11 protein-coding genes are annotated in these 12,765 nt (G+C 60.3%); 2 read left to right on the forward strand and 9 right to left on the reverse strand.

What is annotated here, in order from left to right:
• Positions 1 to 71: 71 nt before the first annotated feature.
• The 3 genes from QLG02_RS05300 to QLG02_RS05310 form a co-directional block, all read right to left on the reverse strand.
• Positions 72 to 1,442, reverse strand: coding sequence for an L-serine ammonia-lyase (locus QLG02_RS05300; protein ID WP_011705996.1), 1,371 nt, complete (start codon positions 1,440 to 1,442; stop codon positions 72 to 74).
• A gap of 277 nt (positions 1,443 to 1,719) precedes the next feature.
• The gene (locus tag QLG02_RS05305) at positions 1,720 to 3,102 is read right to left on the reverse strand and encodes an L-serine ammonia-lyase (RefSeq protein WP_017408289.1); all 1,383 of its coding nucleotides are present in this window, start codon (positions 3,100 to 3,102) and stop codon (positions 1,720 to 1,722) included.
• Between the two features lie 203 nt (positions 3,103 to 3,305).
• Positions 3,306 to 3,590, reverse strand: a complete 285-nt coding sequence (locus tag QLG02_RS05310; protein WP_010633884.1) for a pyrimidine/purine nucleoside phosphorylase — start codon at positions 3,588 to 3,590, stop codon at positions 3,306 to 3,308.
• 269 nt (positions 3,591 to 3,859) lie between these two features.
• Between QLG02_RS05310 and QLG02_RS05315 the strand changes: the two genes are divergently transcribed.
• Positions 3,860 to 5,098, forward strand: a complete 1,239-nt coding sequence (locus tag QLG02_RS05315) for a dicarboxylate/amino acid:cation symporter (RefSeq protein ID WP_011705999.1) — start codon at positions 3,860 to 3,862, stop codon at positions 5,096 to 5,098.
• A 60-nt stretch (positions 5,099 to 5,158) separates the two neighbouring features.
• Here the strand turns inward: QLG02_RS05315 and QLG02_RS05320 are convergent, their stop codons facing one another.
• Positions 5,159 to 5,554 carry a MerR family DNA-binding transcriptional regulator gene (locus QLG02_RS05320; RefSeq protein ID WP_016350830.1) on the reverse strand — a complete coding sequence of 132 codons (396 nt, stop codon included), beginning with the start codon at positions 5,552 to 5,554 and terminating at the stop codon, positions 5,159 to 5,161.
• A gap of 121 nt (positions 5,555 to 5,675) precedes the next feature.
• Between QLG02_RS05320 and QLG02_RS05325 the strand changes: the two genes are divergently transcribed.
• Positions 5,676 to 6,839 carry an acetyl-CoA C-acyltransferase gene (locus QLG02_RS05325; protein ID WP_076360686.1) on the forward strand — a complete coding sequence of 388 codons (1,164 nt, stop codon included), beginning with the start codon at positions 5,676 to 5,678 and terminating at the stop codon, positions 6,837 to 6,839.
• Here the strand turns inward: QLG02_RS05325 and QLG02_RS05330 are convergent.
• From QLG02_RS05330 to QLG02_RS05350, 5 genes are all read right to left on the reverse strand, one after another.
• Positions 6,836 to 8,059, reverse strand: coding sequence for an EAL domain-containing protein (locus QLG02_RS05330; protein WP_282464701.1), 1,224 nt, complete (start codon positions 8,057 to 8,059; stop codon positions 6,836 to 6,838). The genes QLG02_RS05325 and QLG02_RS05330 overlap by 4 nt on opposite strands.
• A 128-nt stretch (positions 8,060 to 8,187) precedes the next feature.
• Positions 8,188 to 9,444, reverse strand: coding sequence for an OmpP1/FadL family transporter (locus QLG02_RS05335; protein ID WP_039214403.1), 1,257 nt, complete (start codon positions 9,442 to 9,444; stop codon positions 8,188 to 8,190).
• Between the two features lie 253 nt (positions 9,445 to 9,697).
• Positions 9,698 to 10,996, reverse strand: a complete 1,299-nt coding sequence (locus QLG02_RS05340; RefSeq protein ID WP_085735028.1) for an outer membrane protein transport protein — start codon at positions 10,994 to 10,996, stop codon at positions 9,698 to 9,700.
• 410 nt (positions 10,997 to 11,406) lie between these two features.
• A complete protein-coding gene (locus tag QLG02_RS05345) occupies positions 11,407 to 12,150 on the reverse strand; it encodes a DUF3379 domain-containing protein (RefSeq protein ID WP_282464702.1) in 744 nt (247 codons plus the stop codon).
• On the reverse strand, positions 12,143 to 12,733 hold the full coding sequence (locus QLG02_RS05350) for a sigma-70 family RNA polymerase sigma factor (RefSeq protein ID WP_080722146.1): 591 nt from the start codon (positions 12,731 to 12,733) through the stop codon (positions 12,143 to 12,145). Before QLG02_RS05350 ends, QLG02_RS05345 begins: the two co-directional genes overlap by 8 nt.
• Between the last annotated feature and the right edge of the window lie 32 nt (positions 12,734 to 12,765).

The following is a 12,765-nucleotide window of genomic DNA, read 5'->3' on the forward strand; positions in this document are numbered from 1 at the left end:
GGCGCAATATCCAAATGACAGACAATAAAAACGGCGGGAATTCCCGCCGTTTTTATTGTTGCCACGCCGACTTATTCGCAGGCGACTTGCATCACCTTGATGGCCAGGCCACCGCGGGAGGTTTCACGGTACTTGGAGTCCATGTCCTTGCCGGTGATGTACATGGTCTCGATCACCTTGTCCAGCGAGACGCGCGGCTTGGAGGTGCGACGCAGCGCCATGCGGGAGGCGTTGACCGCCTTCATGGCAGCGATGGCGTTGCGCTCGATGCAGGGCACCTGCACCTGACCGGCGACCGGGTCACAGGTCAGACCCAGGTTGTGTTCCATGCCGATCTCGGCGGCTTCACAGACGTGCTCGGGGCTACCGCCCATCAACTCGGTCAGACCGGCGGCGGCCATGGAGCAGGAGACGCCCACTTCACCCTGACAGCCCACTTCGGCGCCGGAGATGGAGGCGTTCATCTTGTAGAGCATGCCGACGGCAGCCGCAGCCAGATAGAAGCGGGTGTAGTCGTCGCGGCCAACCGGCTGGATGAACTTGTCGTAGTAGGCCAGCACGGCCGGGATGATGCCGGCGGCACCGTTGGTCGGCGCAGTCACTACACGGCCACCGGCCGCGTTCTCTTCGCTAACCGCCAGGGCGAACATGTTGACCCAGTCCACGATGTTCATCGGGTCGTTGGAGAGGTTCTCGTTGGTGGTCAGCTGACGATAGAGCGGTGCGGCGCGGCGCGGTACGCGCAGCGGGCCGGCGAGAACGCCTTCGGTGCGGCAGCCGCGCTCGATCCCTTCACGCATGGTGGTCCAGATCTTGCCAAGCTTCTTGTAGATCTCTTCCGGGGTATTGAAGCACTTCTCGTTCTCCATCATCAGGGCGGAGATGGAGAGGCCGGTCTGGCTGCAGTGGGCGATAAGCTCGGCCGCGCTCTTGAACGGGTAGCTGACGGACATGTCGCCGCTGTCGGCCTTGCCGAAGTTCTCTTCATCAACGATGAAGCCACCGCCGATGGAGTAGTAGGTCTTGCTGTAGACGGCTGCGTCTTCGATGAAGGCGGTCAGCTTCATGCCGTTTTCATGCAGCGGCAGGGCTTCGTCATGGAACACCATGGCGTCGCGCGGGAAGCTGACGGTATGGCAGTGCAGGCCGATGGGCAGACGACCGGTCTGCTCGACGCGGGAGATGAACTCGGGGATGCCGTCGATGTCGACATTTTCCGGCAGGTTGCCCGCCAGACCCATGATGATAGCGGTATCGGTGTGGTGACCTTTGCCGGTCCAGGAGAGTGAGCCGTAGACATCGACCTGGATCCGGGTGATGTCACGGATCTTGCCGCCTGCACGCAGTTCATCCACGAACTGTTTGGCTGCTTTCATCGGGCCGACAGTGTGGGAAGAGGAGGGGCCAACACCGATTTTGAAGATATCAAAAACGCTGATCATGTAACAATTACCTCAGGATAGAAGGGGGCGCCATGCCCACTCGCAGAAACGGGGTGATCCATGGGACGAGGGCGTCGTCGCCGAGGTCAATGAACCAGATAACCACAGTGTAACGGCTCAAAGCCCAAAAAAAGTTGAAATAGATCTATTTTTGTTGAATCAGAGCGGGCGAGTATAAAATTTATTTTGATGCTTATCCATTTTGTTAAGCGTTTGCCCATAAAAATACCCGACAATGCCGGGTATTTAGGAACCAAATGGAGCAAGTTACCGATTTTTAACACTCGGTAATGTTAACTGCCAGGCCACCGCGGGCGGTTTCCTTGTATTTGGTCTTCATGTCGTTGCCGGTTTCCCACATGGTCTTGATCACCTTGTCCAGCGACACCTTGTGCTCGCCGGTACCGCGCAGGGCCAGGCGCGCGGCGTTGATCGCCTTGACCGCGCCCATGGCGTTGCGCTCGATGCAGGGCACCTGCACCTGACCACCCACCGGATCGCAGGTGAGCCCCAGGTTGTGTTCCATGCCTATTTCGGCGGCGTTTTCGACAATCGCCGGGCTGCCGCCCAGGATCTCGGTCAGCGCCCCCGCCGCCATGGAGCAGGCGACGCCCACCTCGCCCTGGCAGCCCACCTCGGCGCCGGAGAGCGATGCGTTCTTCTTGTAGAGGATGCCGATGGCGGCGGCGGCGAGGAAGTAGCTCAGCAGCAGCTCGTCATCCACCTTGCGCACGAAGCGATCGTAGTAGTGCAGCACGGCGGGGATGATGCCGGCGGCGCCGTTGGTGGGGGCGGTCACCACCCGGCCGCCGGCGGCGTTCTCCTCGTTGACGGCCAGCGCGAACAGATCCACCCACTCCATCACCATCAGCGGATCCTTGTTGAAATTGGTCTCGCAGCTGAGCTGGCGATAGAGCGCCGGGGCTCGCCGTTTCACCTTGAGGCCGCCGGGCAGGACCCCCTCGCTGCGGCAGCCACGCTCGACGCAGCCCTGCATGGCCTGCCAGATCTTGCGCAGGCCCGCCTTGATCTCGGCTTCGGTGCGAAACACCTTCTCGTTGGCCAGCATCACGCCGGAGATGGAGAGGCCGCTCTCCTGGCAGTGGGCCAGCAACTGGGCGCCGCTCTCGAACGGGTAGGGGATGGGGTGGGCCGCATCGAAGCGGGCGGCCTCCTCCTTGGCGTTGGCGAAGTGGCTCTCCTCGATGATGAAACCGCCACCGATGGAGTAGTAGGTCTGGCTAAACAGCAGCTGTTCCCCGGCGAAGGCGCGCAGGGTCATGCCGTTGGAGTGGGCGGGCAGGGTCTTGCGCCGGTTGAAGATGATGGCGCCGCTGCGGGCAAACTGGCTCGGCTGTTCACCCGCCAGCAGCAGCGACTGGCTGCGCTCCACCTCGGTCAAAAAAGCGGGGATGGCTTCGATGTCCACCGACTCGGGTTCGAAACCGGCCAGTCCCAGGATGATGGCCTTGCCGGTGCCATGGCCCTTGCCGGTCTGGCCGAGCGAACCGTAGCACTCCACTTCTACCCGTTCGGTGCTGGGCAGCACTCCTTGCTGCTTGAGCGCGGTGACAAAGGCGTAGGAGGCGCGCATCGGCCCCACGGTATGAGAAGAAGAAGGACCGATCCCGATGGAAAACAGGTCGAAGACACTGATCATGACACCACTCCGATTATGGGTTTCGTCTAAATATTGTAAATTTTTTGTAGTCGATGGAAAGCGGGAAAACCGAGGGGTGTGATGGCGGCACGCAAATGAAAGCAAGGATGGGCTGCAAAGAGGAGGGCAGTTTGCGCCAAATAAAGAAGGAGCGGCCCGGGGGCTGCTCCTTTGTGCGTGTTCAGGCAAGGGTTGCCGGCGGTTTAATCGAGAAACTCGCACAGATAGGCGGTGGGGGTTTTCACTTCCAGCTTGAAGGAGGAGTGGCCGGCCACGTCGAAGGATTGACCCTGCTCATAGGTATGCCATTCATCTTCGTCGGCCAGCTGGATGGTGAGCGCACCCTTGACCACCGTCATCCGCTCGGGGGCGGCGGTATTGAACTGGTAGTGACCGGCTTCCATCACACCCACGGTGGCTTTGTCGCCTTTTTGCTCGAAACCGATGGATTTTACATTTCCATCAAAATACTCGTTAACTTTCAGCATGTTTTCATCCCTGTATGCACGTTTGCCCAGCCAAAGTAGCACAATCTTTTGCCAGTTGTCATGAATAAAGCGGGAAAAATCGCCGTGAGCCTTTTGAATCTTTACTTTGTTGCAAACTTATCAATAACTCCCGTTAACGATTTGACGATTTAAAACAGCGAATAAATATGAGATAAAGCGCGCGCTCAGGGGAATGGACAGCTGTTCATCCCCTGTTTGGTTGATTGCACTGGGAAAGTGCGAATATTTGCTACTTAAAGGAACATTCTGTGTTAACAAAAGGACTCATTAAGAACGTTGGCTTCCAGGTAGTGGTCGCCATGGTGCTGGGGGCACTGGTAGGGGCGTTCATGGGTGAACAAGCCACCGTATTTGCGCCGCTCGGTACTCTCTTCATCCAGCTGATCAAGATGCTGGTGATCCCGCTGGTGGCGGTGGCCATCCTGTCGGGGGCGGCCAACCTCGGCGCCAGCCCGGCGGCGGGCAAGATTGGCGTCACCACGCTGGCCTTCTTCCTCGGTACCTCGGCGCTGGCGGTACTGCTGGCCCTGGTGATGGGGCAGATCTTCAAGCCCGGTGTCGGGGTCGAGTTCGGCTCCATGGCCTCCATGTTCTCCGGTGACTATGCCGACAAGGGCGCTCTGCCCGATGCGGTCGCCACCCTGCTCGGGATGATCCCGACCAACGTCTTCCAGTCGCTCAACGAAGCCAACATCCTGCAGATCCTGGTGTTCTGCATGTTCCTCGGCATCGCCCTGGCCAAGCAACCCCGCGAGCGGGCCAAGCCGCTGGTGGATGGCCTCAACACCCTGGTGGATGCCTTCGTCTGGATGATCAACAAGGTGATGCTGATCGCGCCGCTCGGCGTGTTCGGCCTGATGGCCGATGCCATCGGCACCTACGGTTTCGATGTACTGACCCTGGTGCTCAAGCTGTTCGTGGTCTATCTGGCCGCCATCCTGATCTTCGCCTTCGTGGTCTATCCGCTGCTGATCGTGCTCTTCTCCAACACGCCGGTGCGCAAGTACCTGTCTGCCATGAAGAAGCCGCAGATCGTCGCCTTCTCCACCGCCTCTTCCATGGCGACCCTGCCGGTCAACATGGAGACCTGCGAGGAGGAGCTGAAGGTGACCAATGCCACGGCCTCTTTCGTGCTGCCGCTGGGCGCCACCATCAACATGAGCGGCAACGCCATCTATTACGGCCTGGTCGCCATCTTCTTCGCCCAGGTCTACCAGATCGATCTCTCCATGGGTGCCTGGGCCGCCATCATAGTGACCGCCACCCTGGGGGCCATCGGCCAGGCCGGCGTGCCGGGCCCGAGCTTCCTGGTGGTCGCCGTGCTGCTGGCAGCCGGGATCCCCATCGAAGGGCTGCCGCTGTTGTTTGCGCTGGATCGTTTGTTCGACATGATCCGTACCGCCCTCAACATCACCGGTGATGCGGCCTGCGCCGTCATCGTCGACCGCTACAGCCCGGATTACGATCCGGACCGCTGGAACAAATAATCCAGCTGCAATGAACAAGGGGCCCGCGGGCCCCTTTCTTTATGCTTGTTGTTGTGACCGTCAGCCGAGCTGAGCGAGTGCCTGCTGGCAGCGCTGCTCGGCGGCGTCCAGCTCCAGCAGCACCATCTTGATGTCTTCGAGCTGCTGCTGCAGGGTCTCCCGTTTGTCGGCCACCAGCCCCAGCATGGTCTGCAGCTGGGTACGGCTGCTCTTGTCCGCATCGTAGAGATCGAACAGATCGCGGATATCCGCCAGGCTGAAGCCCAGTCGCTTGCCGCGCAGGGTCAGCTTGAGCCGCACTCTGTCCTGCCGACTGTAGATCCGGGTCTGTCCCTGCCGGGCAGGATTCAAAAGTCCCTGATCTTCATAAAAACGAATACTTCGGGTCGTAACATCAAATTCACGGGCCAGTTCGCTGATGCTGTAGGTCCGCGTGTCATCCTTGGTTCGGTTCATGGCGCTATCTTGGCTGTCAATCCTGGCTGGCACCTTACCCAAACGTCAACTGCCCCGCAAGTCTTGTTCCCTCAGCGGTGGCAGCATATGTTATTCCAATGTAACAAGGAGAGTGCAATTGATGGATATCGTGATTGTTGCGGCCAAACGTACCCCCATGGGGGCCTTCCAGGGGGCCCTGGCCAACCTGACGGCTCCCGAGCTTGGCGCCTGTGCCATTACCGCGGCCATGGCAGAAGCTGGGCTCAAGGGGGAGCAGATCGATGAAGCCTATCTGGGCAACGTGCTGAGCGCCGGGGTTGGCCAAGCACCCGCCCGCCAGGCGGTACTGAAGGCAGGCTTGCCGGACAGTATCCCCTGCACCACGGTCAACAAGGTGTGCGGTTCCGGCATGAAGGCGGTGATGCTGGCGGCCGATGGGTTGCGGCTCGGCGATACGAACGTGGTGATCGCCGGTGGGATGGAGAGCATGAGCCGCGCCCCCTATCTGCTCGACAAGGCGCGCAGCGGTTTTCGGATGGGGCACCAGAGCGTGCTCGATCACATGTTCCTCGACGGACTGCAGGATGCCTACGAAGGTCAGCTGATGGGGCATTATGCCCAGCTGAGCGCCGATCGCGCCGGGTTGACCCGTGCCGACATGGATGCCTTTGCCATCGCATCGCTGGAGCGGGCGCTGGCAGCCCAGCGCAGCGGGGCCTTTGCGGCGGAGCTGGCGCCGGTGAGGGCCGGAGATACCCTGCTGCTGGCCGAGGATGAGCAGCCTGCCAAGGCCAAGCCCGAAAAGATCCCCCAGCTCAAGCCGGCCTTCAGCAAGACGGGCACCATCACGGCAGCCAATGCCAGCTCCATTTCGGACGGGGCGGCGGCGCTGATCCTGATGCGTTCCGACACTGCCGCGCAGCTGGGGCTGCCGGTGCTGGCGCGACTGGTGGGTTATCAGAGCCACGCGGCCCTGCCCGCCGAGTTTACCAGCGCGCCGATCGGGGCCATCAAGGACCTGCTGGCCAAGGTGGGTTGGCGGGTGGAGGAAGTGGATCTGTTCGAGGTCAACGAGGCGTTTGCCATGGTCAGCCTGCTGGCGATGGCCGGTTGCCAGTTGCCTCATGACAAGGTCAATGTGAACGGTGGCGCCTGCGCGCTCGGTCATCCGCTGGGGGCGAGTGGTGCCAGGATCCTAGTGACCCTGATCCATGCCTTGCGCGAGCGCGGTCTCAAACGTGGGGTGGCCAGTCTGTGTATCGGCGGCGGGGAGGCGACGGCGGTCGCCATCGAGCTGGGTTAATCTGTCTCCGCCATCGCCTGGAGCTGCTGGTTGACCCAGGCGGTGGCGGTCAGATAGAGCTGGCTGACCTTCTCTTCATTGAGCCCGAGCCGGGCCGTTCTGGCAGTGATCCGCTGCCAGTTCGCGCTCTCGTAATCTTCGCAAAACGATAGATAGAACCCCAGGTTGCCTTTGCGTTCCAGCAGGGCGACCCGGATCTCCTCGATCAGTGGAATGGTGCCGAGCAGCTTGTCCATCGGCTGTTCCATCAACACATCGAGCAGGGAGAAGAGGCCGGTGATGAAGGCTTGCTGGGCTTCCTGAGTTGGTGCATGGGTGTGGGCCAGCAGCTCGCAGAAACGGGCCCGGATCATCGACATCTGATAGAGCTCGGCACTCTTGCCGTGGCCGGCGCTGGTGGCAGCCACCAGGGTCACGAAGCGTTTGAGCTGGGTGTGGCCGAGATAGACGGCGGCTTGGCGAAAGGAGGAGATGGGGTTGGCGTGGCTCTTGAGGTGGTTGACATAACGCAGCAGCTTGAGGGACAGGGAGATGTCCTGACTCAGTAGCTGCTCGATGCGGTTGAGGTCGGGTTCGGGCTGGTTGACCACGTTGAGCAGCTGCATCACCACCACCTGGGCCGGCTCCATGGTCGCCTGCTTGACCATTTCGGGCCGGCTGAAGAAGAAGCCCTGGAACAGGTCAATGCCAAGGCGCTTGACCCGTTCAAACTCCGCCTTGTCTTCCACCTTCTCCGCAAGATAGGTGAGCTTGAGCTGCTGATGCTGCTGGATGAACACCTTGATCTGCAGCAGCGACGTGGCGCGCAGATCGAACTTGATGATGTGGATGTAGGGGAGGAAGCGCTCCCAGTCCGGCGACATGGTGAAGTCATCGAGAGCGAGCTGATAGCCCAGCCCGTGCAACTGCTTCACCTTGGCCAGCAGCGCATCGTCGGGATCGGCATCTTCCAGGATCTCGATCACCACCTTCTCCGGCGGCAGGCATTCGGCCAGCCCTTCCAGCAGGAGGGAGTGAGGGAAGTTGATGAAGCAGGGGCGACCGCCGAGCAGCTGATCGATGTTCTGTTGCAGGAACTGTTCGACCACCAGTCTGGCGGTGGCTTGCTGGGAAGAGATGGGAGGAAACACGTTATCCAGACTGTCGCGAAACAGCAGCTCATAGGCGTGGGTCTTCAACTCCCGATCCAGGATGGGCTGCCTTGCTACGTATGAATACATGCATCTCTCCAGCGTGTGTACTGGATTGATTTTATTGTGAAGCCGCCCACTATGCCAGCGCTTGGAGGCCAGAAACGGTCAATAACTGGCATAGTGCTTGAATGGGCGGGCAAGGGTGCCCGCCCGCGTCAGAACAGGTAATTGAGCTGCAGACCGGCCAGCCAGGCGTCCCCTTCCGAGGTGCCCTGGAAGGTGGAGGTGGTTTGCGGTATGCCGGGTTTGAGCTGCATGGTCTCGCTCACGTCCACCTTCTTGCCGTCGATCAGCGTCACCCCCAGATCCAGCGAAAGGTTGCGATCGATCTGATAACCCACCCCGGCGCTGTACCAGACCCGATCCGAGTCGGGGATGGAGATGGTGCGGCGATCCGCCGGGACCGGGCTGCGATCATAGGCAAGGCCGGAGCGCAGTTGCCATTGGGGGGCCAGCTGGTAGGTCAGGCCCAGCGCGTAGCGCCAGCTGTCTTCCCAGTGCTCGTCCTTGATGTGCATGACGCCGTGGTGATCGAGCTCGGATTCCAGCTGCACGAACTTGCTCCAGTTGGTCCAGTTGATGCTCGAATGCAGCGCCAGCGCCGGCGTCAGCTGATGGAACAGGGCCAGCTCGGCGGTGGCGGGCAGCGGCAGATCCAGGCTGCCGGTATCGGTGAAGGGCTGCCCGTTCTGATCGATGCCGATGGCGTCGCCGGAGAGCTTCAGGGTGACGTCGTGGCGGTAGGATAGGCCGATGCGGGTCGCCTCCGACAGCTCCAGCAGGGTGCCCAGGTTCCAGCCCATGGCCCAGCCATCCCCTTTCAGGTGCTTGGCGATCTGGTTGTTGGACGGGAAGGTGCCACCCACTTCCCCTTCGCCCTGAATGGCGGAGAGGCCAGCGCCGACGGACCAGACGCGGTTGACGCGGTAGGCCAGCGACGCACCCAGATCCACGGTCTTGATGTCGGAGACATTGCCGAAGTGGCCGGCATTGTAGTTGTCCGGCATCTTGACGCCGAGCCCGTAATAGGAGGTGGCAGCCAGCCCCAGGCGCCACTGGTCGTTGAGCGGCACGATGAGGTAGGCGTTGGGCACCCAGGCATCATCGGCGATGTCGTGGGCCGCCGCATCCAGGCTGACCGGCCCCTTGGGAGTCGGCACCCGGGTGGTACCCTCGATGTTGACGTCGGGGCGCACATAGATGAAGCCACCGGAGAAGGCCATGGTATCGAAACGGGTCATGGCGGCGGCGTTGCGGGAGAGCACGCTGGCATTGTCGGCGATGGCGGCTTCGCCGGCGAAGGCGCGGCCCATGCCGGTGGCGGATTGCTCGGCCAGCTGAAAACCTGCCGCCTGGGCCTGGCTCGACAGCACCAGCAGGGCGATGAGAGACGGCTTCATGATGGAGTGCATTGCATTGTCCTTGAAAATGAACCTGGAGTTCGAACGTTCTTATGGTTGGAGGCAGGATTTTATATGGTATGACCAGTAAGGCAACGGGCGTGGGGGCGAGGGGATGAAAACGGGATTAAATGCTGGGGGATGTACTGCTAATAGCTTGATAAAAAAAGAAAAGCGTACAGTTGTTTACTACAGATGTACGCTGAAACATGAATTCGGAATAAAAAAAGAGCGCCCGCAGGCGCTCTGGTCAATTCGCTGATTATCAGAACTTCATGTTGAACTGAGCGGAAGCGAGGAAGGCGTTGCCGTGGGAGGTGCCTTTCCAGCGCAGGGCTTCGTTGCTTTCGACCAGCTTCTCGTTGACGTCCACTTTCTTGCCGTCCAGATAGGCCATGCCGAAGTCGACGCTCATGTCCTTGTCGATGTGGTAGGTGGCGCCAGCGCTATACCATACGCGGTCGGAGTCCGGGATGCTCAGGCTGCGGTATTCCGGCTCGATCGGGGTGTTGTCGTAGGCAAAGCCGATACGGGCTTCCCAGGACGGGTTGACGTACCAGGTACCGCCCAGAGAGTAGCGGGTAGAATCCTTGAATTTCTCAGGCTTGTAGAGGCAGACGCCGGCACCGTCAGTGCTGCTGCACTGACCGCTGGTGGCCTTGAGCTCCTGGAAGGCGCTCCAGTCGGTCCAGTTGACGGAGTAGTGCACGGCAAACTGCTGGTTCAGACGGTGGTAACCGGCGAACTCGGCCTGGGCTGGCAGATCCAGCGGCAGTTCGCCACCGACGGTCTTGAAGCCGGAAGAGGTGCCCTGGTAGTCACCCTTGAACTTCAGGTCTACCTGAGAGCGATAGGTCAGCGCGAAGCGGTTGTTCTCGTTCACTTCATACATGGTGCCCACGTTCCAGCCGTAACCCCAGTCGTCGCCCTTCAGGTGGCTGACGATGGTGTCCTTGCCGATACCCGGCACGCCACTCAGCGGCGGCACGGCGGCCAGCACACCGGCGCGGCGGTTCAGTTCAGCCTTGGCATAGACCAGGTTCAGACCGGCGCCGACGCTGAAGTGCTGGTTGACGCGGTAGGCGATGTTCGGGTTGATGTTGAAGGTGAGCAGTTCGGTGTTGCCGGCAATGGAGCCACCGTTGAAGTTCTCGGTGTACTCGGTCGACAGACCGTAGTTGGAGAACAGGCCGATACCCCAGGCCCACTGGTCGTTCAGCGGCTGGATGAAGTAGGTGGCAGGCACGAAGGCGCTCGGCGCGATGCCGCTTTCGCTGGCACCGGCCATCTTGGCGGAGCCTGCATAGATGTCACCATTTACATCCACGTCCGGCTTGATATAGGTACCGGAGACAGAGAACGCCATCTTGTCAAACTGGGTCATGGCTGCCGGGTTGCGGGACAACACGGAGGCGTTGTCCGCCACGGCGGCTTCCCCTGCATACGCACGACCCAGGCCGGAGGCTGAGTGTTCGTTCAATTGGAACGCGGCGGCGAAGGTTTGGGTACTGGCCAGGGTAACGGCGGCAGCGATCAGGCTCTTTTTGAAAAAGGCAGTTGTCATAGTGTTCTCTCTTGTAGGCAGATTTTCCGTCGGCATCAGGGCTATTTTGCCTCTGTATGTGACAAGATCTGTTGTTATTTCAGCTTCTTCCCATTCAATTCTGGCGTGATTCTATGGATCTGGTAGGAGGTAAGAAATCAGACCAGTGACAGCAGAATACATAAAAGTTTCCAGAGTGTTAATCATTTGTTTGAATTCGCCGCTTAAATAGTCTCTTTTACCATTAATTGGATGAAAAACACTCACATACGGCGATCTGCATCACAAAAATATTTTTGGGTATTTGCAGGGAATGAGTGGCGAATAGGGGAGAATCGTGACGGGAAAGGAGATAAACGGGCAGCCAACCTGATTGGTCTGCCCGTTGGCTTGACCCGGTTCGAGGCGAGTCAAGATTGGGTTAATGCCTGTTAAATCGACCAGTGCAGCCGGGATTCCAGCTGCTCTGCCACCGGCGCCAGCGGCTCTTCCATCTCACCGATCAGCACCATGTTGGCCCCCTTGAGTTGCAGGATCTCGCCCTTGAGCTGGCCATCTTCAAAGGTGGGCTGCAGGGTGAGTGGCACATGCTTGGGTACCAAGAACAGGGTGACCGGGCCCATCTTGCCCTGCAATACCATGTGCAGCGCCGGCCCCTGATAGAAGGAGCAGTGGTTGACATAGGTGATCTTCAGCCCCTGCATGCCCATCAAGGTCGCGCCATATTTCTCCATCTTGGCGTTGATGGTGCGCAGGCTCACCTGCTCGTCCACATCCTTGATGAAGGGCTCCTCGCCATAGACGTGGGCCATGGCGACCTGGGCCAGCGAGAGCTCGTCGGGAGCGGCCAGCGGCCAGCTCAGCCAGCGAGTGCTCATGCCGAGCAGGAAGGCGACCGAGGCCGCCATGGCCAGCGCACGCCAGTTGCTGCGCGGGCGCACCGGCAGGGGAACCACCTGCGGCTGATCGGCTTCCAGCGCCTGTCTGAGCAGGATGCGCTCGGCCAGCCCGGCCGGCACCTCGACCTCCATGGCTTGCTGCAGGCTGCGATCGAGCTGCTTCATCTCGTCCAGATGCTTGCGGTTGGCGGGGGAGCGCTGGGCCTGCTCGAGAAACGCGGGATCCTGCTCCTGTGGATGGGCTATGGCCCGACGGCGAAATTCCAGCTCATCCATTGGTGTGTCCTCTCTGTTGGGTCGTTGACTCCATGGCCTCTTTTATCTGGTTGCGGGCCCGAAACAGGCGAGTCATGACGGTGTTCTTGTTGAGCCCCAGCTGCGCGGCGATCTCGTCGCCGCTAAAGCCCCCCAGCACCTGCAGCAGCAGGGGTTCCTGATATTCGGCCGGCAGGCGGGCGATGTGGCGTCTGAGCCACTCGTTCTCCATCTCCTGCTCGCTGTGCAGTGCCTCCTGATCGCTCTGGGGATGCTCGTCGAGATCGACGAGGTCAAACTGCTTGCGCTCGAACCGGCGTGCATTTTCCCGCCGCAGTATGGTGATGAGCCAGGCCTTGGCGGCCTTGTCGTCGAGCAGGGAGTCGATGCTCTTCCAGGCGCGCAGAAAGGTCTCCTGCACCAGATCTTCCGCCACTTGCGGATCCCGGCACAGCCAGTAGGCGTAACGGTAGATGTCCCCGTGCAGGGCATGTACCAAGGCTTCGTATTTGGTTTGTTTGTCTGCCATGCCTCCATAGACCGGGGAGGCCGTGGGATCCTTTCCGACCGTGGCACCTTTTTTTCTGAAAAAACCTAAAGCCATCGCTGGGCTTCCTTATTTGAATGAAGGCCGGG

This window comes from Aeromonas sp. V90_14 (assembly GCF_029967615.1).
Taxonomy (GTDB): Bacteria; Pseudomonadota; Gammaproteobacteria; order Enterobacterales; family Aeromonadaceae; genus Aeromonas; species Aeromonas hydrophila.